The following is a 25,571-nucleotide window of genomic DNA, read 5'->3' as shown; positions in this document are numbered from 1 at the left end:
TATGCGTCCTGCCAGTACCGCCACCCGGCCAGCACACGCTGCGGGAGCGTCGTCGAAACCTCTGGTCACCACAGAGCCGGCCGACATCCCCAGCCCGTCGTCGACGCCGCGTCAGGTGACAGCTCGAGAGGTTCCGGCCAAGGCAGGTCCACAGCCGGGAGGAAGCCGTGCCACCACCCTCGCGACGGCCTGTTCCGCGGTCGCAGCCAGCCCCACAGATTCGCTGCACAGAGGACCACAAACCCAGTACCGGGCTGCAGTCACGTGCTGGGTGTAAGGAATGCCCCACATCCACGGCCACTCAGTGCAGCGACTGAAGTGCAGCTCTCCCAATCCAGTCCAGGGAAACAACTGACGCATGCGTGGTTCTGCATGGGCGACCTCGAGCCGACCCGGCGCTGGTTGCCGTCCAGGTCACACCATGGGAGAGAGGCGGTTTCGTATCGCTCCACGGCCCCCGTGGGCCCCATCACGGCATCACGGACGGTCGCCTGCTGCACCCGTCGCCCGCACCGGTCCCGATCCTGACGAGACGGCTCGCCTCGGCACCTGGCACCCCCGTCACTCATCGCACCTGATGTGTTGCGGTACGTGAGGAACGACCCTGGAAGACAGGGTAGGCGGCACCCTGGAGGAGCAGGTCCGACGAGACGCGAGGGGAGAGGAGGCGTCATGCGAACCAGCGACGAGGTCTATCACCAGGTCCGCTGGGATCCGCGGTTCGACCCGGCCCGGTTCGTGCTGGGGATCAGCCAGCGCGGGGGTTCCTTCAAACGCATGGCGCTGGCTTCCTTCGTACCCGGGGGCGACATCCCGTGGCACCGGGTGGTGTTCATCGAGGCGGACGGCGAGGTGGTCTGGGACCGGGCGACGAGGGTGGACCGCATCGACGCGTCGGGCGCCGGCCGTGTGCGGAACCCGAAGGCGGACCCGGGCTTCGGCAAGGGAGAACCCGTCGGCGTCCTCGGCTTGTCCCCGACGGCCCGGACGGCAGTGGCCTGGATCCCGCCCGCGGAGCTGTGGCCGCCGATCCAGGACATCCGCCAGGATTACGATCCACAGATCCACCGCTGGCCGCCGCACGTCAATGTGCTCTTCGGCTTCGTGCCGGAGTCCGACTTCGAGCGGGCCGCCCCGCTGCTCGCCGCGGCGACGGCCGAGACACCCGTCTTCACCGCCCGACTGGACGGGGTACGGACCTTCCGGCACAGAGCGGACTCCACCGTGTGGCTCGACCCGACGGCGGCCGGAAAGGCACCGTGGACGGACCTGCACCGCGCACTGAAGCAGCGGTTTCCGCGCTGCCATGGGCCCGCCGAGAACTTCACCCCACATCTCTCCCTGGGCCGGACCCGGGATCCGCGGCGAGTCACCACCGACTGCGCCACCCGGCTCGACGCCATGACGGCGACAGTCTGGGAACTCGTCCTGCTCTCGCGCAGCGGTCACGGACCGATGCGGCCATGGGCCACGGTCGCCCTGCGCACGGGCGAGATCCGCCGGCTGCCCCCACCCGGCGTCGAAGCGCCTGGCCCGGAGGACACGGCATGGCTCTCCGAGATCTCCAACAGGTGAGGTCATGGCCAGGTGAGACGAAGCGCCGCCGGGGATCCAGGCCGGATGCACGGAGTGTCCGAGCCGTCACTGACGTGCGTGCCGTGCCGTAGTTGCCGAGCATGACGCAAGCGAGGTGGGTCCACTGCCTCCCGGCGATGAGCGAGGCCCTGGCACCGCACGCACGTGCGTGCCCGGAGAGGGGCATGTCCCGGCTCCGGAGAACGCGGCGATCGTGTTTCCACGATCCTCCGCGCCGCCGTCAGCCCTGGACGGCCATTTCCCCGAGCAGGGACCAGTCATCCTGCTCCAGGACCGCGTTGACGATGCGCGGCGTCTCGACCAGGTGGGGTGGCAGGGTCTGCTGTGCCGACTTGAAGTGGTCGGACTGAACATGCGCGGCACCAGCGTCACCGTCCCGGAACGCCTCGACGAGCACATACTCGGTCGGATCGTCGAGGCTGCGCGACCAGTCGAACCACAGACAGCCGGGTTCCCTGCGCGTGGCCTCCGTGAACTCGCGCGAGATCTCAGGCCACCTCTCCGCGTACTCCGGCTTGATCCGGAACTTGGCCGTGATGAAGATCATTTCACGCTCCCTGATCGCATTTGATCTTCGCCCATCTTAGGACGCCGGGCGGCCACCGAGCGCCGGCGTGAGGCGCCTGAAGTTCTAGATGTCAATGCTCGGGAATCCAGCCATGCAGATCCGCAGGGGTGGAGTGGACAGCTCGCTCGGGTCGGCGCGCGTGGCGTCCTGCGCCGAGGGGCGTTCGGTACAGGACACCTGTGCTTGCCGGTGGTTACGGCCGCACGGTGGTCAACGCCGAGACCACGCGGCTGAGCTCGCGCTCGCCGCGTCATCAACGAAGCGTGTCCGCCATCACGGGGGAAGGCCCGGCCCCGGCGTCGAGACTGCCGACGGTGACCTGATTCCTGCCGACACCGTCTATCACGGCCACGGGTTGCAGCCTGGTGGCTCGTTCGTCGTGCGGCGCGCGGTGGCCGGTGAAGAGCCGCCTTGGGTCTTTCGGACAGACCGGAAGGCCACGGCCCTCGACCACGACACGGAGACCGTCTATGTCACGTACGACGATGGCGAGACAGTCGGACTCGATCTCCGCGACGGCAATGTCCGCTGACGCCAGCATCTGGCTGTTGCCGGAGTATCCGTCGTGCCGACCGCGCTGACCGTTGCCGAACCTGGCCGGCTGCTCATTGGCACCACCGACGGGCGACTTCTGGACTGCTCGGCCGTCTAGGAAGTGCCGGTGCTGTCCAGGTACAGCGCGTGCCTTGCCGATCAGAGCAGCCCTGTCACGTTGTCGGTCGAGGGAACGAGAGCGCCGTCGCGGTCGGGCTCGACCTGCCCGGCTCGCTTCGCGGCGGCGGTGACCGTCGGCGCCGGGGCGCAGGATCGCGTGAGCTCCTGCTGGTCGACGTCGTCGACGCTGGGTGGTCCTCACTGCCCCGGCCGACGCGGACATCGCAGGGATCAAGGCACTCCTGAACCAAGGGCAAGAAGAGGGCTGGTGGCACTACGAAGTCGGTGGCGGCACCGACGAGTGGTGGCAGGCCCGACTCCTACGGACAGCCTTCGCCATCTTCGAAGGTGCTGGTCAGAGAGGCTGCCATGACCGTTCAACGGGGTGCTCGTGCTGGTCGTGGGCGGGAGTCAGCGGTCTTGATCGCCTGACGGGGCCGGGGCGGTTTCGCCGGTTTCTCCGCGTGACGGCCCATCAGGCCCGGTGTTCAGCAGCTGAGGGCGCTCAGATGCCGGTAGAGCTCCTTGTGCCCCTCATGGTTGGGGTGCAGACCGTCAACGAGCAGGTGGGGTTGGTCGCGGAGCGGCTCCCATATGTCGAGGTAGTCGATGTGGTTGTCCTCGCACCAGGTCTGCAGGGTGGCACGCAGTATGAGCGCCCGCGCCGTGGTGAAGCGCAGGCCCTCGAAATCGCCGACCCGTGTCTCATCGAGCCAGGCCGGTCCGACGACGACCATGCGCGCGTTGTGTCGCTGGGCTGTCGTGGCCAGCGAGATGAGGTGGTCGGTAATGGACTGCAGCCCGTCGCGGTCGGCGTCCGACGCGGCGAGCGACACGGCGGAGTCGTTGATCCCGGCGGCCACGATGAGTGTGTCGGGGTGGCGGGGAGCCAGGAGTTGAGGTGTCTGCTCGCTGACATCCGCCAGGGTGCTGCCGGGGACAGCCAGGTTGAAGACTCGGTGCTCGCTCTCGTTCGCTGCGATGTGGGTTGCCGCCAACTGCGCGGCCCAGCCTCCCTGGGGGTCGCAGCGTCCATAGGAAATGCTGTCGCCGACGATCACGATGCGCGCCGCTGAGCGCAGCGGCCTCGCGTCCAGGTAGGCCCAGGCGGTCTCCCCTGATGTGAGGAGCACTCGCCGCCGGGCGTAGTCGTCCACTTCGTAGTCGTCGGCAGCGGCCAGTTCCTGGTCGCTCAGGCGCAGGACGGCGCCTTCGACCGTACCGCCGAGCGTTCGCTCCAGGGTCAGGTGCACGTCCTGGCCGCTGGTGGCGATCACGGACTCATCGGTGATCGCCAGGGGCCTGGTCCTGTAACCAGCCAGTGATCCCGCGGTCGTCGGTACAGTGCGACCGAAGAGCGAGGTCTGGACTTGCTGGTCCAGCAGTGTGCCGAAGCAGAACAGGGCGTGGGGGCGAGACTCGGTCACGTCGCGGCCTTTCACTCGAAATGATCAACTCACCCTATCGGCCCTTCGATTCTCGCCACTGTGTCTCTGACGAGGGGCTTCGCCTTGATCGTCGGTTACCGGGTCCTGCGAGGTCGGTCAGCAGAGCAGGGCGCGCAGGAGCTGTGTGGCGCGGGCGGGGTCGGTGCGGAGCTTGGTGAGGATCCGCCAGCTCTTCAGACGGGCGAGGCCGTGTTCCGACGGGGGCGCGTCCGGCGGCCAGGACGCGGTCGGCCTGCCTCCGGCCCGGGGGAGTTTGCGGGCGCGGGTTGCCCTGTAGCCGGTGACGATGACCTGGCCGTCGGCGTCCTTGGGTTCGTCGGCGCCTAGGAAGCCGAGGTCGGCGAGCGTGCCGCGACCGGTCCGCTTCAGGTGCTCGACGATCTTTTCGTGGCGGGCGGCTGCGTCGTGAGGGCGTCCCGTCCGGGATGCGGAGATCCGGATCAGTCGGCCCTTCTCATCGAGCAGGGTGAGGAAATGCAGGCCGTGGCGGTGGCGTCTTCCGGAGCAGCTGGGCCGGTTCGCCTTCCCGGTGCGGCGCTGGGTCGGGACCGGGGTGCCGTCGATCAGTACGGCCTGCCCGCCCCGCCGGGCCATCGCGCGAAGCGCCCGGTCCAAGCGCGGGGCTCCCGCGGCGAGCAGGTTGATCATCTCGTCGCGCCAGCGCCGCAGGGTGGACTCGGGCACGTCGTTGCCGCCGGCCAGGTCGAGCAGGCGCTGGTCGTGTCGCGGCATCGCCAGGACGAGCACGCTGTCCGGCCCGCGGGCAGGGACCGCCAGGGGAACCGACCGCCTTCAGGTGGGAGCGCAGCAGGTCGGCGAGGTAGGCGACGATGCGCGTCGACCGGTTCAGCTTGCACCGGTAGACGAGGCAGAAGCCCCCGGCCGGCGCGCCCCGGCCCCGGAGCGCTGGCGCCGGGCCGGTCGGGCGCGTCCGCCTTGGCTACGCCCGCACTTCGACCGCCCGGCAGTCCCTCGACGCACAGCTCGACTCCCCTGCCGGGGCCGGGGTGACACGCGTCTCCAAGGAGAAGATCTCCGCCGTTGCCATCAAGCGCCCGGAACTGGTGGCCGCCGTGAAACTCGCTGGGGAGATCCGCTCCTCCGGCGTCGCCGTCACTCGTCGTCCACGAACACGACTCGGCCGCGGTACCGAACTCGCCGCACTCTCGACGTCCACGACGTCCTCCCCCGTAAGCGCGACAAGTCCACCGTGGCGCGGGTGTCATCGACGACTCCATCGCTGATCAGAGGCATTTCTGCGGCGGTGTTGTCACCCGCGAGTCGTCACGGGTTCCAGCCGCAGCCGCCGGATCGGCCAGGGTGGTGCCTCGGCCGGGCCGAACCAGACCCGGACGTCCATCCCAGTGCGGACGGGCAGGAGGGGATAGTCGTTTTCGGCATGCTCGGTGCGGTGCAGCGCATGGAGCGGTCCCAGGTGCCGGGCGGCGTACGCGTCGAAGGCAGCCGCGTCCGACGGCTGGCAGACCGTCGCGACCACCTCGCGGGCGCCCGACTCCGGCGTGAAGCCCGGACCGCGCAGCAGCAGTACGTCGTCGCTGTCGATCATGGTGGCGTTGGCCGCGTCGCGGTGCTCCCGCCAGACCGTGCCGGTGTAGAACGCCTCGAGCGCGCGCCGGCGGTGCGTCATGTCGGGGAACGCGCGCAGCCAGACGAAGCGGTCCGGGTCGTCGAGGTCGCGGAACCGGCCGCCGACGGTGATGCCGGCCGCCTGCTGGCCGGTCACGAACTCCCGCTCGAACAGCTCGATCAGTGTCTCCCGGGCGCCGGGATGCAGGGTGTACTGACGGAGTTCGACGATGCTCATGCGCCGGCCGCCCCGGTGCGGGTGAGGTCCATGATCCAGTTGAGCTCCCAGGTACGGCCGCCGTCGCCGGAGAACTCCTGCTCCCAGCGGGCAGCTTCCGGGCCGAGGCGGTACCAGGTGAAGTGCACCTGGATCGGACGGTCGTCGTAGGTGTCCTCGCCGTGGAAGTCACCGCGGTCGCCCGTGAAGCCGCCGATCACCGGGGGATCCAGCCGGCCGGTCCGGCTGTCTGACCAGTGGATCGACCACTGGTGCGTTTCGCGGTCGAACAGCCGCAGGGTCACGCCCTGGCGGCCGAGGGTGGGGAAGGTGATCTCGTCGATGTTGCCGACGCCCCCGAACAGCGGCTGGACCACCGAGTGGCCGGGGAACTCCTCCCAGGTGGTGGTGCCCGGGCCGCCGAGCGGGGTGGTGAGGCGGCGGTTGGCCACGTTCCAGGAGCCGTGCAGGAAGTGGAAGTCGTCCATGCGCCGCAGGTTAGGGGAGCTCCCCTGACATCCACTGTCAGTGGATGTCAGGGGAGCATGCGTGCGAGCCGGCTGGTCACCCTGCTTCTGCTGCTCCAGAACCGGGGCCGGATGACGGCCCAGCAGCTGGCCGAGGAACTGGATGTCTCCGTCCGTACGGTCTACCGGGACGTCGAGGCGCTCGGCGCCGCCGGTATCCCGCTTTACGGCGAGGCTGGGCATGCGGGCGGCTACCGACTGGTCGACGGCTACCGGACCCGCCTCACCGGACTGACCGCGGACGAGGCGCAGGCTGCATTCCTCGCCGCGCTCCCCGGCACCGCCGCCGAGCTCGGCGTCGGCGAGGCGCTCGCCGCCGCCCAGCTCAAGTTGCGGGCCGCCCTTCCGGCGGAGCTGCGCGAGCACGCCGGGCGGATCCAGGAACGCTTCTTGCTGGACGCCCCCGGCTGGTACGGCGACGCCGACCCTACGCCTCACCTGGCCGCGGTCGCCGACGCGGTGTGGGCGCGGCGGGCGGCGGTCCTGCGGTACCGGCGCTGGCGGGCACCGGAGGAGATCGAGCGGCGGGTGGAGCCGTACGGGCTCGTACTCAAGGCCGGCCGCTGGTACCTGGTCGCGGGCGGGCCGTCCGGGATCCGCACCTACCGGGTCGACCAGATCGTCGAACTCCACTCGCTGGGAGAAGAGTTCGTCATCCCGGACGGGTTCGACCTGGCCGCGCACTGGAAGAGCTATCTGGCCGGCTTCCGGGACCGGCTGCACACCGGGGAGGCTCTGGTACGGCTCACCCCGGAGGGAGCTCGCCGCATCGGCGTGACACCGGCAGGTGATGGATGGACGGAGACTTGGGTGCCCATCGAATCGATCGACCACGCCCACGGAGAGTTCCTGCGGCTGGGCACCGACGTCGAGGTCATGGCACCGGCCGGACTCCGCGACCGCATCGCCGAAACGGTACGGACCCTGGCCACCCGCTACGAGGGGTGACGCCGGGCAGAGGGATCTTCCGACCGCAGCACCGGCCACTCGCATCGCGGCCTACCCGACACCCTCACAGCGTGTAGCACCTGGTGCGCCTCCTCACCCGAGGAGTGCAGCATTCTTGGCGCCAACTCTCAGCCAGGACAACGTCCGGCCTGGTGCGAGGCCGCCCGCGCCGACGGGGGACGTCCAGGAGGCGGGCAGAGAGACGGCGGTCGATCAGCGTGGTGTTGCGCTGCTTGTATGCCTCTCGGCCGAAGCCGGGTGGGCGGCCTCAGCGGCTGCCTCTGCGCAGTCGGTTGCCCCGCGCTTGTCCGCCGGATGCAGGTCCCCGGCGTTCAGGCACAGCACTTCATCCGCCAGGCGGCGGACTTGTAGAGCATCTTCCAGAACGTCTTCTCCCGCAGGGAGACGGCCAGTCCCCCAGGGCGCCGATCTGGTATCCGGCGAGGGCCTTGGTGCGGTCCGGCAGTGCCGGCCGCCGCTCGATGCCGGTCGTCGGATCGCCTGTGGTCCAGCCGGGGCGCTGCCACCAGCCGATCGTCTCGCGTGCGATCGGCAGCTCTCGGTTGACGCTGTCGGCGTCCATCTGTCCGCCCGGGACACCGCCGGCTCGGCCGGCATCTCAGGCGGAGCGGGTTCGTCGACCGCGGTGATCGGGAGGCGGGCGGCTTTGCGCCCCGACGGGCGGGCGGTGGCGCTGACCGGCGGCAAACATCCATCCCACGTCGTCAGCGGGATCCGGTAGATCCGCGCGGAGGACTTCCCTATCCCGGCGCCGGTGGGGTACCGCTCGACCGCCGCTGTGTATGTGAACGAAGCGTCAGACAGGGGCACCATCCAGGCGCGGCACGCATAGCGCGCCCCCGCTCCCGGGTTCGGGCGCTGGTTCGATCGCCACGCCCGCCGCGTCCTTCTGGCACTGCCGCATAAATGCGCACACCGCACCCCGGCGGCCGGAATGGCTCGCCGCCGATCGCGATGATCAGCCCAGGGGCTCTGCCGCAGTAACACCGGCATTTACTGGGGCAGTTCTTCCAGCCCCCGCTGGGCGGCTGCGGTGAGCTGGTCGGCGAGGTTCCTGAGTGCCTGTCGTAGCTCGTCGGGACCGTGGACGGTGATGGGCCATTCCAGGGAGGCGAGCAGGTGTGCCATGCCGTCCAGCCGCTCTGCCCTTGCGCGCATGAGGACACCGGTGGGCTGGGCGGTCAGGGTCACCGCGGAGCGGGGCAGCCGGCGCGCGATCTCATCGAGTGGGCCATGGATCGTCACCTCGACCTGCCAGCGGTAGGGCCCTTGGGCCAGGGTCGAGGTCAGGTGGGCCGCGGGGTTGAAGCCGTCGGGTGCGGTGAAGCTGTTGGCTCGGGGCGTGACGGAGGTGATGCGGTCGATGCGGAAGGTGCGCAGGCTGTCGCGGTGGTGGTCGTGACCGATGACGTACCAGCGACCGGTGTGGAAGACCACGCCGTAGGGGTCGATGTCGCGTTCGGTGTGTTGCCGGCGCCAGGACTGGTGGCTGATGCCGACGGTTGTGCGGGAGCGGGAGGCCTGGGCTAGTGCCAGCAGGGTGCCGGTTCCGGGTGCCTGTCCGACGACGGCGTTGGCGGTGAAGGAGAGGGTCTCCCGCATGGCGGCGAGCGGTTCGCGCAGGGCGTGCGGGAGTACCCGCTCGATCTTGGCCAGGGCGCCGGCAGTGGCCGGTGCGGCGGTGCCCATGCCCAGACGTTCTGTCGCGAGCAGCCCAAGGACGACGGCGAGGGCCTCGTCGTTGGTGAGGACCAAGGGTGGCATCCGGTACCCGCGGGCCAGTCGGTAGCCGCCGTAGCGGCCCCGCTCGGCCTCCACGGGGATGCCCAAGTCGCGTAGGTGGGACACGTACCGGCGCACGGTGCGGACGTCGGTGTCCAGGCGGTCGGCCAGCTCCGCCCCGGTGAGCTGGGCGTTGGACTGGAGGAGTTCCAGCATGGTCAGCACACGGGTCAGGGGATGCGACACGGATCACTCGGCATTTCAGGGCGGGTTCTGTCCTGTATCGACTCTACGCTCCGGGCGGCACCTACTTCTGGGGAGATGACATGGCCACCTTTGTACTCGTTCCCGGCGCCTGGCTCGGGGCGTGGGTCTGGGAAGACACCGCCCGCGCTCTGCGGGAACGCGGCCACACGGCGCTGCCGTTGACGCTGACGGGCCTGGCCGAGCACACCGACCAGGGCGGACCCCAGACGGACGTGGACACGCACATCGCGGATCTCACCGACTTCGTTGAGCGGAACGATCTGCGCGACGTCACGCTTGTCGCCCACAGCTACGCGGCTGCCCCGGTCACCGGGGCGGCCGGACGTCTCGGCGACCGGCTGGAGCGCGTGGCCTACGTGGACAGCGCCCCGTTCGCCACGGGCATGTGCATGCTCGACCTCATGCCACCGCAGGTAGCGGACCAGCTGCGCCAGCAGGTCTCCGCTTCCGGCGACGGGTGGCGCCTGCCGATGCCGCCCTTCGAAGTCCTGGGCATGTCCAACAACCTCGACGGGCTCGACGAGGGCCAGCGAAACGTCATGCGCGCGCGTGCCACCCCTCAGCCGTTCGGCACCTATACCCAGCGCCTCGCCGGCCCCGCCGAGCTCGGCGTCGGCGTGGACCGTGTCCTGATCGCCTGCCATGACTTCGCGGGCCTGCTGGATGCAGGTGTGCCGGTGCTGGCCTTCCTGAACCAGCCTCCGTGGCGACGCTTCGACCTGCCCACGGGGCACTGGCCGATGCTGTCGGCACCCGCCGCACTTGCCGGCATTCTCGATGCGGCCGTCTCCTGACCGCGCTGGATGAGAGGCAGGTCCCGAGCTTGATCACGAGAGCGTCCGCAGGCTGCGGGCCCACGCTCAGGCCCACGGATGTGCAGCGGAACGAGCTGGGCGTGGTGCCGTTCGTGCCAATAACGAGCCTGTCTTGACGACGAGTTCAGCGATCACATCGGCCGACAGCCCCGGATTCCTCCGGTCGCTGGTGATCGCTGCACGACTCGCGCTCCCCCACTCCACGACCATGGTCGACGATCAGAACTCGACGCCTCACCACGTACCGTGCAGAGCTCGTCAGGCGTGTTGTGAAAGTGCACTGGTGGGCGGCTGAATCCTGGTAGGGCAGTACAGTCGCGGCATGGCGAAACCAGTGGTGCGGGCAATCGAAGACGGGGGGCGTGCTGTGGACGATCCGACCGAGGACGCCCTGCACGACCTGTTGGCTGATATGAACCTGTGTCACCGGTTCGTGATCCTCGAAAGGCTCGACCTGGAGCCTGTGGATCAGCACTACATGCAGGTGTACCTGAATGACGACATGAGCTACCAGGTGGAGTACCGCGAAGGCAGCGCAGACAAGCACTTCCAGGCTCACGTCCCACGACCGCATGAGATGGTCGGCCCGGAGCCGATCGCCAAAGTGATGATGGACTGGGCGCACGATCGCCAGGGATGGCGTGAGGCGATGGCGTGGGTTCCGATGCCCTTCTAGAGCGCCGTCACAGCCACTCGTTGGGTCGATGTCCGCGCCGATGGCGGGTACATCGTCGCGCCGGGCACCCGCACGACCGACTGCGTCCACCGCGCGGTGGGCGATACCCAGCTTCCAGGGCCGCTCCCGGTTCGGCTGGAGGAGGAACTCGTCCGTACCGGCCACGTCACTCGGTAACCATCCCCTCTACGTGGTGATGGCGGTGACCGTGGACGGCACCCGCGACATCCTCGGCATCTGGGCCGGCGACGGCGGCGAGGGCGCGAAGTAGTGGCTGCACGCGTTCACCGAGCTGAAGAACCGCGGCCTGGACGACGTGCTGGTGCTGGTCTGCGACGGGCTCAGGGGCCTGCCTGGGGACCTTCGACATCGAGATCCGCAAGGTCGTCCGCGGCATGAACGCGATCGAGAGCGTCAACGCCCGCTTCCGCAAAGCCGTTCGCGCCCGCGGACACTTCCCGAACGGGGCCGCCGCGATGAGGTGCGTCTACTGCCGTGACCGCAAACGATCAGCGGCGTGGTGTGACGGCTGGGTGTCGGCAGCGGTGGATGTCGCGCAGGTCAGCTGAAGGTCGTGCCGTCTCTGTCAGTTGCCTGGTCTAGGGTCGCCCGCATGGCTGAGCCCTCCTTTCTGACCGCCGTTCGCGAGTCGTACGACACGGTCGCCGCCGATTACGTCGAACGCGTCCCGCCTCCAGCCGAGATGGACCCGCTGTCACGCGCGATGCTGGCGGGATTTGCCGAACTGGTGCGGACGGCCGGTCTGGGGCCGGTCGCGGACCTGGGGTGCGGCCCCGGACGCGTGACGGCGTACCTGGCCGGGCTGGGGGTGTCCGTCTTCGGCGTCGATCTGTCGCCGAAGATGGTCGGGCTGGCCCGGCACGCCTATCCGAACCTGCGGTTCAGTGAGGGCTCGATGACCGCGCTGGAGATGGGGGACGACGAGCTCGGCGGCATCCTGGCCTGGTACTCCACCCATCACACGCCCCCGCAGTGGCTGCCGGATGTGTTCGCCGAGTTCCACCGCACGCTCGCGCCCGGCGGCTACCTGCTCTGGGGAGACTACGTCGGCAATGAGCGGCTGCAGCCGACCCACGGCTATGGCCGTCCGGTGTCCTACGAGTCGTACCTCCTGCCCCTGGACCGCATCGTCGACCTGCTGGACCAGGCCGGACTCGTCGTCACCGCGAGACTGGAACAGGAGCCCGGCGGACGCGTGAACAGACCGCACGCCTGCCTCCTGGCCCGCAAGCCCGAAACGCCCTGACGGGGCTCGTTCCCGGGGTGGGGCCGCTCGGCTGGACCGCCGCCGATCACGGGGCGGGCGGTCGGACCGCTGGGTCGAGAGGAAGGTCGCCCCAGCGGATGCCTTTCTCGCTGCTGACACGGGCGCGTTCCCGGCGCTGCGCGGCCAGGACACCTGGATGGCGTGCGTCCTGGTTGCGCCAGTGCACGTAGAGGTGCAGCGCGCAGGTCTGGACTGTGTGGTTGGGATGGTTCGAGTTGACGAGGATGAACTGCCGCAGCGGCCCGAAGTGCGCCTCGGCCGGGTTCGCCCAGGACGCGTTGGGCGGCGTGAAGCAGAGCTCGCCCTTGTCCCTGGGCGCCCATCGGCGGATGCTTGCTGCCCTCGTGGGCGGAGAGGTTGTCGCGGATGACGTAGCTGGGGGCGCCGTCCGGGCGGGCCGCCCGGATGCTCTTGAGTGCGGCGAGGCTGTGGTCGGTGCCTTTGCGGCGCCTGGTTGACACCCCAGAGAGTGTCGTCACCGAGGGAGTAGCGCCGTGGAAGTAGCGTACTCCGTAGGTGCGGTGACAGGTCGCCGGCAAGCGGCCGGGCTTGCCCTGCTTCGCCCAGCACAGGCCGGCGGTGGGGGCGGATGCCGAGCGGGCCGAACTCGTCGAAGGCGAAGGTGCGCTCGGGCCGCTCGGTCAGCGCGTACTCGATCCGGTCCAGCTTGGCGTCGAAGCCGGGGTCGGTGGACTCCTTCCACGTCTTGGTCGCAAGACGCTGGCCGCGCCCACCGGCCTCACCGCCAAGCAGGCCGCCGCCGAACTCGCCGATGCCACCGGCGTCACCACCCTGGGAAGCCCGACCGACAACACCGCCTCCTGCTCCGACAAAGCCGCCGGCAAAAAGAGCCCGCCCCGAGCGGCTGCCTGCAGCCCATCACCACCGACACGCTGTCGATTCACGAGTACCCGTCACCCGGAGTCGCCGCCCACCGAGGCCACCGGAGACTGGCGACAGGTCGGCCGGTTCGCCCTCGCCCGGGATGCCCGAGACCAGAAGCTCACCGGCGACGGCCGCCGCGCCGACCCGGTGAAGGCCCTCCAGAAGTCACGGTTGTTACTTGGGACTGATCCGCCTCAAGTGGTGGCTGCGCGGGGGCCGTCGCCGGTCGTACCGTGACGGGCGTGGGCCCGGGTGTGCGGGAGTCCGCTGATGTCGGCGGCAGGACGGCAGCGGTGTTCTGTTCTTCGGTGTGCCGGTCGCGGCACTGGCAGCGGATGCCGACGAGCAAAGGCGGGGACCGAGGCGGTCCAGGCCGGCCAGACATCCAGTTGCCCGGCGTGCGGGGTGTGCTGGTTCGGTCGGCGTCGAACGTTCCCTCTCGGCATCGTACTGCGCGTCTATGACGACCTGATGGTTGGTCGAATACCGGTAGTTCTTCGACTGCTCGGCCACGGCATGGTCCCGGGTGGGCCCAGGGTTCCGTCCACGATCAGCACGGCGCCCTTGCAGAACCGCTTGCGAGGCTGCAGGGCCAGCGACGGCCCGAGATGCGCGATGGTGCGGTAGGCGGCCGGCTTCGAGATCCCGAACCACGGCGCAAGCTGCCGCAGCGTCAAGTTGATGCGCCGAGAGGCGACAACGAGCAGCACCAGGTCTTCCAGAGGCAGACTCCATGGCCGTCCCCGACGTGCGTCGTCGGCGCCGTCGCGTCGCATCGCGGTGATCAGTCTGCCGAGCAGCGTGGGCTCAGCCAGGTGAAGGGGGCTATCCGAGTCGGCTCGGAAGCCGTGATCACACCAGCCGCACGAAGATCATCCCAGTGATGCCCGGTGCCGGCGGACGGGCTCAGGCTGCGGCGTTCCCGTGAGGCCCGGATGCGAAGGCCAGGATGTGCGGGACTGCCTCGCGAAGTCTGACGAAGTGGCGATGCACGCCCTCCACCGCGACGGTGGCGTTCACACCCCACACCGTCATCCCGGCCCGCAGCCCGGACCGCACTCCGGACGGGGCGTCCTCGATGACCAGGCAGTCTCCCGGACTGGCGCCGAGCTGCTCAGCTGCTCGCAGATAGGGGCCGGGAGAGGGCTTGCCCTCCTCGACAGCGGCCGCGTCCACGATCACGCCCGGCACCGGCAAGCCCGTCCGCAGAAAACGGCCACGCACCCGGTGCTCGTAGTTCGAGGTCACCAGCGCCCAGGACTCCAGTGGCAGGCCGTGCAGCAGCTCCGACGCGCCGTCGAAAGCCGCGTAGACGCCGGAGCGGACGTCTTCGTCCTCCAACTCGTGCAGCGTGGCCAGGCACTCACGCGGATCGTGGTCCGTAGCGACCTGGGCGAACGTCTCCATCGGCCGCGTCCGTAGAGCCACCTGGTAGACCTTGCCTGCGTCCAGACCGTACCGCTCCGCCCAGGTTCCCCAGACCCGACGCTGGTTACTCACCGCGTCGATCAGCGTGCCGTCGACGTCGAACAGGACGTACTTCATGCGGCCCGGCCGCCCAGGTTCACTGGTCACGCATCGATCACGCCAGGCGGCGGGCAGGCCATCGCGGTACATCTCTTAGGACTGCCGGGCGGTCTCGGAGCGCGTGCGCTCGTACTCGACGGGGTCCAGGATCTCCCAGGCCGCTTGTCCGATGGCAAGGACCCCGCGGGCCGGCAGGGTCGCGGCACCGATACGCACGCAGTCCGGCAAATGAGCGGGGTGGCCGAGGTCAACACCGTTGAACACAGCTCGTGAGGTTTCGACAAAGTAGATCCGCTGCGGCATGAGCATTCCGGTATGGCCACTCGGCATGACGCCGGAGAAGCGCATGTCGCCCATTCCGAGCGCGCGGGCCAGTCGCTGTCTTGCCCGAAGCCAGAGAGGAGTGCGCCAGGTGGAAAGGGGGAGTACCGCGCTGACGCTGTTCAGAAGGTCCAGGAGCCGGGTGGACGTGGCGGTCAGGGTCCAGTCCAGTGCGGGGGAATCCATCGTCACCCGCAGGGAGGCCGGCCCCGTCCAGGCGACCTGTATGTGCGCGTGTCCCGTGCGGTCGCACGCGGCGCCGTAGTACCTGGGGCACGCGGTGTCCAGGCGGGCCCCGTCGACGTCGATCGACCAGTTGCCCTCTGGATCGCGATGCCACAGCGTGCGGTACGGACCGAAGTCGTTCTCCGGGAAGACGCGCAGCGCGAGCACGTGACCGGAGTCGAAAGGCAGCCCGAACACACCCCAGCCTTTGACGTACTCATGTCCCGGCCAGGGGGCTCGGCCCCGTACCGCCGGGAGATCCGACAACCTGGCGGACAAATCGAGCATCTCGATCACCCCGGAGTGTCGTCCGTGTGCCTCAGACCCCCAGCTCCAGCGTAGGGGCTGCCCGAGGCGCGAGGCCCTGTGGCGGTGACGGCGTCGGCCGCCCGCTGGGCTCGTCGATCTGGACGAAGCTGACCGCGGACGAGTACGACGCCTCGGGCGCCGCTGGCGCCGGCCTCCGAAGCCGGAGCCGAAGCCAGCGAGGCCGGCCGGCCTCGCCCGGGAGGACCCGGTCGTGGAGCAGCCGGCGCCGGATCTCCCGTGACTGCAGCCAGGCGGCCAGGACGCCGGCGATCTCCTCATCGATGAGGCTGAGGCATGCGTCGGGCATGCTGCACCCTCGCCGACCCAGCGCCGGAATGTGCAGCGCGCGGTCTCCTCTCGATTCCACCAGCCGCTCCGCACCGGTCGACCGCCGGTGGAGCGCAGCAAGTGTGGTAGCGGACCGCGGCTCAGAGGCGGCATGAGGCCACTGTGCAGTCGCGCACCAGTCCTGCCAGCACAGCCCCAGCCGCAGCCCCAGCCCAGGGAGGGCGCGACGACACGTGGCGACGGCCGCTCCGCAGGCTGAGCACGGATACCGGATACCGGTCTGGCGGGTGCAATGCACTCACGGGCTCCGGATCGAGGCAGCGGCCCGTCAGGGGCCGAACCCGGGGCGGCCATTCGATGCCCAGGGCTGTGAGGATCTACAGGTCATTGAGCGTGCCCTGCCTCCTTGGAGCTTGCTGTCCTGTGCCACCGCCGAACCTTGAGTGTGTGCCGGCCAAGTGAGAGTGGCCTGGGCCACCCACGTGTGATGTGGTCTGCATCCAAGTCGGCGCGTCGGCCCCGGCGGCGTGACGCGTCCTTATGGGCTCTCCAGCCAATCGGTGTACCAGGTGCGAAAGTCATGGCTCACCGGTACGAAGCCGCCCCAGTCCGGATCGATCTGCCAGATCTGGCCGGCTCGCGGGCCGTTCAGGACCAGCCGTGTGAAGATGCCGCAGCCCTGTTCGGACAGCACGAGCGTGCCCCGTGTCAGTGCTTCGGCCGGTGCGCCGATCCGGCCGGGCAGAGGTTCGGTGAGAGGGAATGGCTCGGCGAGCCGGCCCGGCAGTCGGTCTTCCCGCCACTCCGCGTCCACAGCCCACTCCTCGTCGGCCTGCGGACGGGAGACGGTCAACGGCATCAACCCGTGGCAGGGTCCAGCGGGGCCGTTGCCCACCTCCGCGACGAAAGACCGGTACTCCACCGGCAGATCGAGCCATGGGACTCCTCGAAGGCCCGGATCTCCGCCTCCGACAGCCGGGGCGCCAGCTCGTACCGGTGCGTGTCCGCCCCGAAGCGCTCCAGCCCCGGGTCCCGTGCCGCCATCTCGCGTATCCGTGCGCGTACGCCGTCCCCGTCCCAGCTCTCCATCCAGCGACCGTAACAAGAGCATCCACGCCCCGGTCCGCCGCGCCCTCAAGCTCGGCTTCTTCGCCGGTGAGGGTGAGGCGGGCGCCGGGCGCGCTGCCGTACATGGACATCGCCGCACTGATCACCTGGGTGGTCACCGCCCTCGGCGGCTTTTACATGCTCGGCACCTGGATCCAACGCGGCGGCATCCGACAGCAGCAAACGGGGACCAGCCGCCTGCCTGCCTCGGTCGTTTTCGGGCACTTCACCCTGGCCGCGATCGGACTGGTGGTATGGATCATCTACGTCGCGGCCGACAAGAGCGCCCTGGCCTGGACCGCGTTCGGTCTTCTGCTGCCGGTCGCCCTGCTCGGGTTCGTGATGCTGGCCCACTGGATCCCCGTCTACCGCGACCGCGTCTCCGTCAGGGCCGCCGCCACAGGCCCGGGAGCGGAAGGCACCGTCCCTGCTGAGCGGCATTTCCCGGTGGTGGTCGTCGTGGCACACGGGTTGCTCGCCGTGGCCACCCTCCTGCTGGTCCTGCTCACCGCTCTGGGCGTCGGGGGCAGCTGACATGAGCGAACGCCACCGTCGCACCACCGCACGAATAGACCTGGACGGCGACGATGAGGCAGTGCCGGTACGGCCCGCCCTGCGGGTCGTGCACGAGGCAGAGGGCGTGGACCTGGCCGCCGCGGAAGCTGCGGCCGGCCAGTTCCTCAACGCCCTCGGCGTCTCCACCGCCTCCGAGAGCCTGCGTGGCACACCCGGCCGCATGGCCCGCGCATACGCCGAACTGTTCAGCCCCCGCCCCTTCGACCTGACCACGTTCCCCAACGACGAGGGCTACGACGAACTTGTCCTGGCCCGCCGCATCCCGGTGAGGACCGTCTGCGAGCACCATCTGCTGCCCATCGTCGGCACCGCCCACGTCGGCTACCTGCCCGGCGCCCGCATCCTCGGCCTGTCGAAGCTGGCGCGCGTCGTCGAGCACTTCTCCTGCCGCCCTCAGATCCAAGAACACCTGACCAAACAGATCGCCGACTGGCTGCAGACCCATCTGGAGCCCAAGGGCGTCGGCGTGGTCATCGAGGCCGAACACGCGTGCATGACCCTGCGCGGCGTGCAGGCCGCCGGCTCCAGCACCTGACCTCCACCCTGCTCGGCCTGCTGCGCTCCGACGCCCGCTCCCGCAGCGAATTCCTCGCCCTGACCGGCGCAGCCTCATGACCACCGCTCCTGAACCCGGCTGCCGCGCGATACACGGGCGGTGGCGCGAACGCTGCCGGAGCCCGCGGTGTCAATCATGGCTTCAACGGTTTGAGTTGGCCCCATTTTTCCGGCTTGAAGTGGCTCCACTCGAAGATCGGTTGGGCGGAGATTCCGGCTTGAAGTGGCCCCGGCTTCCGGGTCAAGTCGGCCCCGGCTCATAGCCGGCTCATCGCAGTGGAGGGTGTAGTCGGGGTCTGTCGGTGTCCGAGGTCGTCGACACGGATTTCAGGCTCGGCTGCACTCCTGTCCGAGCGTGACGAGACGTGCGCCGCGGAACGAGCTATGCACCCTCGTTGTCACCACGCAGGGAATGGATCATGCTCTGGAGGATCCGGAACGCGCCTGACTGCTCGGTCTCGGTCAGGCCGGCCAGCATTCTGGCCTCGACGGACCGGACGGCTGCGCTCGCCTTCTCGAGGCTTCGTCGGCCGCGAGGCGTGAGCCGCGCGGGAAGCACCTTCCCGACGGGTGCCTCCGCAGGCCTGGTCACGTAGCCGTCTCGTTCCAGGGCCTGGAGCAGCACGTTCATCGTCTGCCGTGTCACGAACGCGCCCCGCGCGAGCTCGGAGTTCGACAAGCCGGGTCGTTGCGCCAGCAGCTCGAGGCAGGAGTAGTGCGTCACGCTCATCCCGAGCGGCCGCAGCACTTCCTCCATGGCCGCGCGGAGGGCGCTCGACGCTTCTTTGAGCAGGTAGCCCAGTGACGTCTCCAGGTCGACGCCGACACCTTCTTGACTCATGTCAGTATTCTGACATAGATTGCCGCATGTCAGAAAACTGACACGAAAACAAGGAGCGTCATCATGCCCGCCACCGGCCCCGACTTCATCTCGCTCCAAGTGCGCGACCTCGACGCTTCACAGGCGTTCTACGAGCAGTACCTGGGCCTCGTCCGCTCGCCGGCCGGACCTCCGCACGCCGTTGTCTTCGAGACGAAGCCGATCGCGTTCGCACTCCGCGACGTCATTCCCGGCACCGACCTCGCATCCGTCGCTCAGCCCGGCATCGGTGCCGCGATCTGGCTCCACGCCACCGACGTCCAGGCCATCCACGACGCGCTCGTCGCCGACGGTCACACCATCGTCTCCGCACCGATCGACGGCCCCTTCGGTCGGACCTTCACCTTCGCCGACCCCGACGGCTACCAGGTCACGCTCCACGACCGCGCTTGATCGCCCCAAACGCCACCGGACGATCATCAGCGGTTGCGCTCTGGGCTCGTGCGTGACGGTGCGACTCCCCGCCACAGGTTTTGACATTGCTTCCCCGGGCTCGTCCCGTGCTCGCTCGCTATGACTGCTTGCGCGGTTCTTGCTGCTTGGCCTTCGTGCGGGCGAGCCGGTAGGACTCGGTGCCGGTTTCGATGATGGTGCCGTTGAAGGTGAGCCGGTCGACGATGGCCGCGCAGAGCCTGGGGTCGGTGAACGTCTTCGTCCAGCCCCCGAACGATTCGTTCGAGGCGATGGCCACACTGTTCTTCTCCTCCCGCTCGGTCAAAACCTGGAACAGCATCTCGGCTCCGCGGCGGTCGAGTTCGAGGTAGCCCAGTTCGTCGATGCACAGCAGGTCGACGCGCCCGTAGCGGGCGATGGTCTTGGTCAATTGTTTCTCGTCGGCGGCTTCGACGAGTTTGTTGACGAGCTTTGCGGCGAGCGCGTGGCGGACCCGGAAGTCGGCCATCGCGGCGGCGGAACCGAGGCCGATCAGCAGATGGGACTTGTCGGTGCCGGAGTCGCCGATCAAGCAGAGCGGCTCGCCCTTCTTGACCCATTCGCAGGTGGCGAGGTTGTTGATCAGGGCCGGGGTGACGTTCTGGTTGGCCGTGTAGTCGAATTCCGAGAGCCACTTCGAGCGTGGGAAGCCAGCCGCGCGGGTCCGGCGCTCGGAGCGGCGGCGGTCGCGGTCCTCGCACTCGGCCATCAGCAGCTCGGCGAGGAACCCGCGGTAGGTCAGGTGCTCGCGCTCGGCGCGGGCGACGGTGTCGGCGAACTGGGCCCGCATCGTCGGCAGCCGCAGGACCCGGCAGGCGGTGTCGATCGCGGCGTCGGAGGCGGGCTCGGTCAGGGTGTGGTGCGGGCCGGTCATCGGGTTTCCCTTCCAGATCGGTGCAGGAGCTGGTCCCAGCGTTCGAGGGTGGGCAGGGGCCGTTGGTCGGCGGGAAGGCGGGTGGCCCGGCGCTCGGTCAGGCTGGGCAGCGGCAGGTCCGGCGGGGCGACCGGCTCGGGCAGGACGGTGGTGGCGGTGACGGTCGGGGACCGGCCCTCGGCCTCGGCGACCTTGCGGGGCCCAACGTGCGGAACGCGTGGACGTGTCCGTCGAAGAACGCCTCCTGTCCGCAGGACGCGGTGACGCGGTGATGCGGTGCACGGCCTTGCCGGAGTAGGCCAGCCGGAACGCGAACACGAAGCACTTGGTGCGTTCGCCGGCCAGGTCCACCCATGCCTCGCCGAAGTCGACCTCCGCGTCCATGCCGGGCTGGTTGTGGCGGATCACGAATCCCGCCGCCGGTGTCGCCCCCGCCGCCTCGGCGATCTCCTGCCGACGCCGGTGCACGTAGTCCCACACCGTCGAGTAGGCGATGTCGGCGCCGGCCTCCTGTTGAAGCCGGCTCAGGATCCTTTTCGCCGTGTGCCGCTGCTTCGGCGGGGCGTCCAAGTCGTCGAGCAGCCACTGGTCGATCGTCTTCTTGAACGGCTCCAGCCTGGGCGAATGCCGTCGCGGCGTCCGACGCGGAGCGGGCACGGTCGAACACAGTGCCTCGCGTACCAGCCGACGGTGGACCCGGTACTTGCGCGCCAACACGCGGACCGACAGCCCCTGCTGCCACGAGTCCTGGCGGATCAGCAGGAACAGTTCTTCCTTCGAGGACGCCACCCGGCATCGCCCCCTCACGGCGACCTACCGCGAGCGTCCCAGCCCCAACTCCAAGGGGGGCCAACTCAAGCCGGAACAACCCCCGAACGCTCCCGCGCGCCCCGCCAGTGGGGCCAGTTCGAGCCGGAAAAACGGGGCCAGTTCAGACCGTTGACGCCAAATCAGGAGCGGCTGATGTGATGCACAGCAGGCGACACGACGGGGCGATGCTGTGCCGCCTCCGGGGACGTACCGGCCCAGCGCCGCCGGGGTCGTCGAGGAGGGCAATGCGGGCAGTGGGCGCTTGCCGACCGGCTCTTGGCTGGAGGCCGGCGCCGCCACCGACTACAACGCGAACCCATGGCAGACGAGAGCAACGTCCGTCTGGAAGGCCTCAGGGAGCAGGCCGTGGACCGCAACGCGACCCGTGCCGTCCTCGGCCAGCCGCAGACCAAGATCTACACCAGGGTCAAGCTCCGCGAGGGCGACCCCTTCGAGTGGCTGTGCCTGTACCGCGCCTGCGTCCTGCCCCATGGCCTGTCCCGCTCCTGCACTGGGGCGCCCCGCGAACAGGAGCGGATCAGGTAGTGGTCCCGGGCGCCGGCGCGACGCCCTCCGGGCCGTCTTGCCGGCGGACCAGATCCCGCAGGACAGGCCCGTACTCGGGATGGGCAAGGGCACGGGCGAACTGCGCCACGAGGCAGTCGGCAGGGATACCAGCGTCGTACCAGGTGCCTTGGATGACCCGCCCGTACACCGCGGGGTTGGCGGCGTAGGCGTTGATCGCGTCGGTCAGGTGGACCTCGCCGACCGGCTGTCCCTTCGGGGCGGCCTCGTGCCACCGGCGGGGCTGCCGGTCGCCTCGGCAGCCAGGATTTCTCTGCGGCCGGTGTGGTGTGGCTTGTCAACCGGCCACCATGATCATCTTCGCCGGCACGGTATGGAGCACTGCACGATGCCTCCGCGTGTCAGCCCGAGTGCCAACCAGCCGTGTATCGGGATCGCGCACGCCTACGTATCGCGCATCAACGATCTTCCTACGCGAAGGTCACCAGCCCAGCGTGAGAACAGGTGGAGGGCGCAAGAAAGCGGTTCCCCGCCTCGACCGGTGGGTCAGACGCCGCTCAGCGCGTCCACAAGGAGGGCTGTAACAGCCGTACGGGTGAGGGGCAAGCGATTTCCCTTCGCAGCGGTTACGGGTTGCGGTCATGCTGACGCTGTTTCTTCCGCCGTCCAGTCCCTCGCCGGGATTGGCGCCGAAGCACGCGAGGAGTGCACATGCCCGCAGAAGACGTACAGTCCGAGGCGTCGTTGGGAAGCCTGACCCTCAGCTCCCCGCTCACCACCACCTCTACGACCCCACTGTCGACGCCCAGTCCGTACGCCACCTGGGAACTGCCGTTCGGAAAAGCCTGGGTCCACCTGAACGCGGACCAGCAGTTCACTCGCCCGGTGCTCATCGCCGACGGGTTCGAACTCGGTGCCTCCGACCACGCCACCCTCTACAACGGCCTCAATGACAACCTGCCCGACGAGCAGAACCCCAACAGGCCCCGCTACCACTTCCTCGACAAGCTCAAAGACCGCGGCCGAGCCGTGGTCCTGATCGGCTTCAATGAGCGCAGCGCCTCTCTCCTCGACAACGCCAAGGCCATCCGCGAAGCCGTCATCAAGGCCAACGCCGAGAATGTGGGCGGCACCAAGCTGATGGTCGGCGGCTTCAGCATGGGCGGCATCCTGGCCCGCTACGCGCTGGCGAAGATGGAAACCGACGGGGAGACGCACGGCACGGAGGTGTACTTCTCCTACGACAGCCCGCACCGAGGGGCCGTCATCCCCATCGGCCTTCAGGCGTTCGCCGCGTTCATCCCCAACCTCGCCGGCCAGGCCCCCGACCCGAACAACGACTTCTACCAGTACGTCAACAGTCCGGCAGCACAGCAGATGCTGGCCTACTACTACGACCACGAGAAGGATGAGGTCGGCCTGCATCCGCTGCGCCAGGCCTTCCTCGACGCGCTGCAGGAGGTCGACTTCTGGCCCCGCCAGACCCGCCGGATCGGGGTAGCCAACGGCACCGGCAACGGCGTCTCCGGCTCCGCCCCTGCAGGCCAGATCGCTGTCCAGAGCACCGGCCAGCGCCCCTTCCCCGGCACCACCTTCTACCTCCAGAGCCAGGGTGAGACGGTGCAGGTGGCGCTGCTGCGCCGCTACAAGTGGACTGGCGGCGTGCTGGAGAAGACGGTCACCACCTCTGGCCTGCCAGAGCTCGACGGCGCACCCGGCGGCACCCTCGCCTCCTATGGGCTGGTCGCCAAGAAGATCGTCGAGGCGGGCGGCGAGGTCGAACTGCACTACCCCGCGGTGTGCTTCGTGCCCAGCGTCAGCGCGGTCGACGTCCGTGAGGTGACCAACCAGGAGGACCTCTACACCCCGGCCGACTCGCTCGCCGGGGAGAGCCAGCTGCACGAGTTCCGATGCGCCAGCACCAACACTCTCCACACCAGCATCGTCCCGGAACTCTGCGAGTGGCTTCTCGAGCGGTTGCCCGAATAGCATCCCCAGTTCGCCGCCAGGCGGGACCCTCACAGCAGGACCGTCCGGGGCCCTGTGCCCGGCGCGGATACCGACCGATGGAGAACGAGGCATGGCCGGCTGCGGTCATGCCTCGTTCCATGCAGCGAACCGCACGGGGCACCGGCTCAGGCCGGAGTGCCAAGGGCAGTGAACCTCCCGGCCATGGCAGCACGGCCGGGAACAGTGTCAGGCGGTGGCCGGTCCATGCTTGACGTCGGGGCGGTCCCGTTGCAGATGCATCGGTTCCGATGCTGTTGGGGTGGGGCCGGTTCGTCTGGGAGCCGGGTGCTGGGGAGGCGAAGTTGTCCGGCAGCGGAGTGACCAGTACACAGGAGCCGTTTGCGGAAGTGTCGGACACCGCGAGGCCGTGGGATCCGATGGGATCGGCCAGGCGGTAGAGAGCTCCGCCCCTCGGTGATCCGTCCGCGTTCATGCCCTGCGGGGCGGCGGATACGCGGGGAGTCACGGCACCCCACTGGCCTTGCGGCCAAGGCGCCAGGGGCCGGGTCGGCGCCTTCGTCGTGCCGGGCAGGGCGGACGGCCGTCTCGGGCTCGACGGCGAGGTCGGCGTCGTATCGGCTGGTGCGGCGTCTTCGCACCGTCAGCGTCCCTCCGAAGCACTGCCGACGCGGGCCCGGACGGGGCCGGTGACCTCGTTGAATACGGCGAGGATGCGGGGGTAGTCCGGGTGCTCGGGCAGGTCCGGGGACTCTTCCTGATCCCATTCCGGGACATCCATGTCGACGTCGGTGTAGTCGGCCGTACGAACGACGGCCTGTCAGCCCGGCCGCCGGCGACATCGCAGCGGGACGTATCGAGCGGGCCCGCCTGCCCCGCGCTTCAGCAATCTTCCTGGGGGATGGTCACAGGTCCGAGCGTCAGCAGACTGGACAGGAGTGCCAAGGGTGAAGTGCCTGAAACGGAACGGCCTGCGGGGACCTGTACTGGCAACCTGCCAGGAGTGACCGGGTCAGTGCGTTGCTCTGAGTCGTCGTCGATGTGTGATGCCGCTTGCCGTTGTCGAGCAGTCGCGGGAGCGGTGCACATGGGGCCGCCGGATGCTCCTCGTACCGCGGGAAGGCCTCGCAGTCGGCGCTGAGGGAGGCGGGTATGTCACGTCGGCAGGCTGTAGGCGCTTCCGACGCGCATGGTTCAGGCGGCGAGAGGTCCCGCGGAACGCCACGTCATGTGGCCTGTGTGATGGACGGCAACGGGCGGTGGGCCGCGCGACGGTCGCTGCCGCGGACATCGGGCCACCGTGCGGCGGAGACAGCGGTGATCGACGTCATCGAGGCAGCCCGCTCGGCAGGCATCGGATGGCTGAGCCTGTATGCGTTCTCCACCGAGAACTGGCGCCGCCCGAGCACCGAGGTCGACTTCCTCATGCAGTTGGTGCGCCGTGTGGTGCGCAAGCACGCCCCGCTGCTGCACGCGCGCGGCATCCGGTGCCGCTTCCTGGGTGTGACCGATCCGCGGGTACCTGTGCCACTGGCCCGGGACTTCGCCGACCTGATGATGCTGACCGGTCGCAACCGGGGCATGACGCTGACCGTCGCGTTCGATCACGGCGGGCGCGGGGACATCGTGGAAGCCGCACGGTCACTGATCCGCAGTGGCGTGCCGGCCGAGGCGGTGAGCGAGCAGAGCTTCGCCGCGCACCTGCCCTTTCCCGACACTCCCGACGTCGACCTGGTCATCCGAACCTCCGGGGAACAGCGCATCTCCAACTTCATGCTCTGGCAGGTCGCCTACGCCGAATGGGTCTTCCCGCCGGTGCTGTGGCCCGACTTTCGCGCACCGCACTTCCTTGAGTGCCTGCACACCTATCAGCAACGCGATCGCCGTTTCGGCGGCGTGCTGCCGCACCAGAACGGAGACCCCCGACCGTGACCCACGCAGACAGCGGCTTCCCC

General features: G+C 69.1%; 24 protein-coding genes and 7 pseudogenes. 14 read left to right on the top strand and 17 right to left on the bottom strand.

The genetic code is table 11. From position 1 onward, the window contains the following. Positions 1 to 111: 111 nt before the first annotated feature. Positions 112 to 375 (bottom strand): annotated as a pseudogene (locus K7G59_RS31725) (DUF6193 family natural product biosynthesis protein); the annotation flags it as partial. A 297-nt stretch (positions 376 to 672) separates the two neighbouring features. On the opposite strand from K7G59_RS31725, the gene K7G59_RS31720 reads away from it, so the two are divergent. Continuing rightward, a complete protein-coding gene (locus tag K7G59_RS31720; RefSeq protein WP_225840140.1) occupies positions 673 to 1,575 on the top strand; it encodes an RNA repair domain-containing protein in 903 nt (300 codons plus the stop codon). A 241-nt stretch (positions 1,576 to 1,816) separates the two neighbouring features. Here K7G59_RS31720 and K7G59_RS31715 read toward each other — a convergent pair whose 3' ends face one another. After that, entirely contained in the window at positions 1,817 to 2,143 is a 327-nt protein-coding gene (locus K7G59_RS31715; RefSeq protein WP_225840139.1) for a putative quinol monooxygenase, read from the bottom strand. A gap of 112 nt (positions 2,144 to 2,255) precedes the next feature. Between K7G59_RS31715 and K7G59_RS31710 the strand changes: the two genes are divergently transcribed. Next, positions 2,256 to 2,696 (top strand): hypothetical protein, encoded by a 441-nt coding sequence (locus K7G59_RS31710; RefSeq protein WP_225840138.1) that lies wholly within the window; start codon positions 2,256 to 2,258, stop codon positions 2,694 to 2,696. A 610-nt stretch (positions 2,697 to 3,306) separates the two neighbouring features. On the opposite strand, the gene K7G59_RS31700 is transcribed toward K7G59_RS31710, so the two are convergent. Together K7G59_RS31700 and K7G59_RS31695 are read right to left on the bottom strand one after the other, a co-directional pair. Further along, positions 3,307 to 4,245, bottom strand: coding sequence for a GDSL-type esterase/lipase family protein (locus K7G59_RS31700; RefSeq protein WP_225840137.1), 939 nt, complete (start codon positions 4,243 to 4,245; stop codon positions 3,307 to 3,309). Between the two features lie 117 nt (positions 4,246 to 4,362). Further along, the gene (locus K7G59_RS31695; protein WP_225840136.1) at positions 4,363 to 4,998 is read right to left on the bottom strand and encodes a transposase family protein; all 636 of its coding nucleotides are present in this window, start codon (positions 4,996 to 4,998) and stop codon (positions 4,363 to 4,365) included. A 215-nt stretch (positions 4,999 to 5,213) separates the two neighbouring features. Between K7G59_RS31695 and K7G59_RS31690 the strand changes: the two are divergent. Continuing rightward, positions 5,214 to 5,510 (top strand): annotated as a pseudogene (locus K7G59_RS31690) (hypothetical protein); the annotation flags it as partial. Positions 5,511 to 5,536: 26 nt separating this feature from the next. Here K7G59_RS31690 and K7G59_RS31685 read toward each other — a convergent pair. Together K7G59_RS31685 and K7G59_RS31680 are read right to left on the bottom strand one after the other, a co-directional pair. Then, positions 5,537 to 6,091, bottom strand: a complete 555-nt coding sequence (locus K7G59_RS31685; protein ID WP_225840135.1) for an NIPSNAP family protein — start codon at positions 6,089 to 6,091, stop codon at positions 5,537 to 5,539. After that, complete coding sequence (locus K7G59_RS31680) at positions 6,088 to 6,558, bottom strand: hypothetical protein (protein WP_225840134.1); 471 nt, start codon at positions 6,556 to 6,558, stop codon at positions 6,088 to 6,090. Before K7G59_RS31680 ends, K7G59_RS31685 begins: the two co-directional genes overlap by 4 nt. A 57-nt stretch (positions 6,559 to 6,615) precedes the next feature. Here K7G59_RS31680 and K7G59_RS31675 point away from each other — a divergent pair, with 57 nt between their 5' ends. Then, complete coding sequence (locus K7G59_RS31675) at positions 6,616 to 7,545, top strand: YafY family protein (RefSeq protein WP_225840133.1); 930 nt, start codon at positions 6,616 to 6,618, stop codon at positions 7,543 to 7,545. Positions 7,546 to 8,559: 1,014 nt separating this feature from the next. On the opposite strand, the gene K7G59_RS31670 is transcribed toward K7G59_RS31675, so the two are convergent. Beyond that, a complete protein-coding gene (locus K7G59_RS31670) occupies positions 8,560 to 9,534 on the bottom strand; it encodes a YafY family protein (protein WP_225840132.1) in 975 nt (324 codons plus the stop codon). Between the two features lie 80 nt (positions 9,535 to 9,614). Between K7G59_RS31670 and K7G59_RS31665 the strand changes: the two genes are divergently transcribed. From K7G59_RS31665 to K7G59_RS31645, 4 genes and pseudogenes are all read left to right on the top strand, one after another. Next, on the top strand, positions 9,615 to 10,349 hold the full coding sequence (locus K7G59_RS31665; protein WP_225840131.1) for an alpha/beta fold hydrolase: 735 nt from the start codon (positions 9,615 to 9,617) through the stop codon (positions 10,347 to 10,349). 343 nt (positions 10,350 to 10,692) lie between these two features. Further along, positions 10,693 to 11,046, top strand: coding sequence for a hypothetical protein (locus K7G59_RS31660; RefSeq protein WP_225840130.1), 354 nt, complete (start codon positions 10,693 to 10,695; stop codon positions 11,044 to 11,046). Between the two features lie 145 nt (positions 11,047 to 11,191). Further along, positions 11,192 to 11,615 (top strand): annotated as a pseudogene (locus tag K7G59_RS31650) (transposase); the annotation flags it as partial. A 44-nt stretch (positions 11,616 to 11,659) separates the two neighbouring features. Continuing rightward, on the top strand, positions 11,660 to 12,313 hold the full coding sequence (locus tag K7G59_RS31645; RefSeq protein WP_225840129.1) for a class I SAM-dependent methyltransferase: 654 nt from the start codon (positions 11,660 to 11,662) through the stop codon (positions 12,311 to 12,313). 46 nt (positions 12,314 to 12,359) lie between these two features. Here K7G59_RS31645 and K7G59_RS31640 read toward each other — a convergent pair. From K7G59_RS31640 to K7G59_RS31615, 6 genes and pseudogenes are all read right to left on the bottom strand, one after another. Further along, a pseudogene (locus tag K7G59_RS31640) lies at positions 12,360 to 13,045 on the bottom strand (transposase); the annotation flags it as partial. A gap of 627 nt (positions 13,046 to 13,672) precedes the next feature. Continuing rightward, positions 13,673 to 14,129 (bottom strand): annotated as a pseudogene (locus K7G59_RS31635) (transposase family protein); the annotation flags it as partial. Further along, positions 14,126 to 14,794: an HAD family phosphatase gene (locus K7G59_RS31630; protein ID WP_225840128.1), complete on the bottom strand. Its 669-nt coding sequence runs from the start codon at positions 14,792 to 14,794 to the stop codon at positions 14,126 to 14,128. The gene K7G59_RS31630 and the pseudogene K7G59_RS31635, both read right to left, overlap by 4 nt. A 45-nt stretch (positions 14,795 to 14,839) precedes the next feature. Further along, positions 14,840 to 15,589, bottom strand: coding sequence for a hypothetical protein (locus tag K7G59_RS31625; RefSeq protein ID WP_225840127.1), 750 nt, complete (start codon positions 15,587 to 15,589; stop codon positions 14,840 to 14,842). An 838-nt stretch (positions 15,590 to 16,427) separates the two neighbouring features. Then, positions 16,428 to 16,703 carry a hypothetical protein gene (locus tag K7G59_RS31620; protein ID WP_225840126.1) on the bottom strand — a complete coding sequence of 92 codons (276 nt, stop codon included), beginning with the start codon at positions 16,701 to 16,703 and terminating at the stop codon, positions 16,428 to 16,430. A gap of 44 nt (positions 16,704 to 16,747) precedes the next feature. After that, the gene (locus K7G59_RS31615) at positions 16,748 to 16,978 is read right to left on the bottom strand and encodes a hypothetical protein (protein WP_225840125.1); all 231 of its coding nucleotides are present in this window, start codon (positions 16,976 to 16,978) and stop codon (positions 16,748 to 16,750) included. A gap of 102 nt (positions 16,979 to 17,080) precedes the next feature. Between K7G59_RS31615 and K7G59_RS31610 the strand changes: the two genes are divergently transcribed. Together K7G59_RS31610 and folE are read left to right on the top strand one after the other, a co-directional pair. Then, positions 17,081 to 17,530, top strand: a complete 450-nt coding sequence (locus K7G59_RS31610) for a hypothetical protein (protein ID WP_225840124.1) — start codon at positions 17,081 to 17,083, stop codon at positions 17,528 to 17,530. Position 17,531: 1 nt separating this feature from the next. Continuing rightward, a pseudogene (gene folE, locus K7G59_RS31605) lies at positions 17,532 to 18,187 on the top strand (GTP cyclohydrolase I FolE). A 322-nt stretch (positions 18,188 to 18,509) separates the two neighbouring features. On the opposite strand, the gene K7G59_RS31600 reads toward folE, so the two are convergent. Beyond that, a complete protein-coding gene (locus K7G59_RS31600; protein WP_086880703.1) occupies positions 18,510 to 18,968 on the bottom strand; it encodes a MarR family winged helix-turn-helix transcriptional regulator in 459 nt (152 codons plus the stop codon). A gap of 63 nt (positions 18,969 to 19,031) precedes the next feature. Here K7G59_RS31600 and K7G59_RS31595 point away from each other — a divergent pair, with 63 nt between their 5' ends. Beyond that, positions 19,032 to 19,400 carry a VOC family protein gene (locus K7G59_RS31595; protein ID WP_168512773.1) on the top strand — a complete coding sequence of 123 codons (369 nt, stop codon included), beginning with the start codon at positions 19,032 to 19,034 and terminating at the stop codon, positions 19,398 to 19,400. A gap of 118 nt (positions 19,401 to 19,518) precedes the next feature. On the opposite strand, the gene istB is transcribed toward K7G59_RS31595, so the two are convergent. Beyond that, positions 19,519 to 20,313: an IS21-like element helper ATPase IstB gene (istB, locus tag K7G59_RS31590; protein ID WP_225840154.1), complete on the bottom strand. Its 795-nt coding sequence runs from the start codon at positions 20,311 to 20,313 to the stop codon at positions 19,519 to 19,521. A gap of 1,128 nt (positions 20,314 to 21,441) precedes the next feature. Between istB and K7G59_RS31585 the strand changes: the two genes are divergently transcribed. Continuing rightward, positions 21,442 to 21,669, top strand: coding sequence for a hypothetical protein (locus K7G59_RS31585; RefSeq protein ID WP_225840123.1), 228 nt, complete (start codon positions 21,442 to 21,444; stop codon positions 21,667 to 21,669). Here K7G59_RS31585 and K7G59_RS31580 read toward each other — a convergent pair. Beyond that, positions 21,662 to 21,934 (bottom strand): annotated as a pseudogene (locus K7G59_RS31580) (UTP--glucose-1-phosphate uridylyltransferase); the annotation flags it as partial. The gene K7G59_RS31585 and the pseudogene K7G59_RS31580 overlap by 8 nt on opposite strands. A gap of 425 nt (positions 21,935 to 22,359) precedes the next feature. Here K7G59_RS31580 and K7G59_RS31575 point away from each other — a divergent pair. Continuing rightward, entirely contained in the window at positions 22,360 to 23,637 is a 1,278-nt protein-coding gene (locus K7G59_RS31575; RefSeq protein ID WP_225840122.1) for a triacylglycerol lipase, read from the top strand. A gap of 622 nt (positions 23,638 to 24,259) precedes the next feature. On the opposite strand, the gene K7G59_RS31570 is transcribed toward K7G59_RS31575, so the two are convergent. Then, a complete protein-coding gene (locus K7G59_RS31570) occupies positions 24,260 to 24,397 on the bottom strand; it encodes a hypothetical protein (RefSeq protein WP_225840121.1) in 138 nt (45 codons plus the stop codon). A gap of 371 nt (positions 24,398 to 24,768) precedes the next feature. Between K7G59_RS31570 and uppS the strand changes: the two genes are divergently transcribed. Further along, positions 24,769 to 25,548, top strand: a complete 780-nt coding sequence (uppS, locus tag K7G59_RS31565; protein WP_225840120.1) for a polyprenyl diphosphate synthase — start codon at positions 24,769 to 24,771, stop codon at positions 25,546 to 25,548. The last annotated feature ends 23 nt before the right edge of the window (positions 25,549 to 25,571 follow it).

This window comes from Streptomyces sp. NK08204 (assembly GCF_020400585.1).
Classification (GTDB): Bacteria; Actinomycetota; Actinomycetes; order Streptomycetales; family Streptomycetaceae; genus Streptomyces.
Note: the sequence above shows the minus strand (reverse complement) of the source record. Positions and strands in the feature narration are given on the sequence as shown.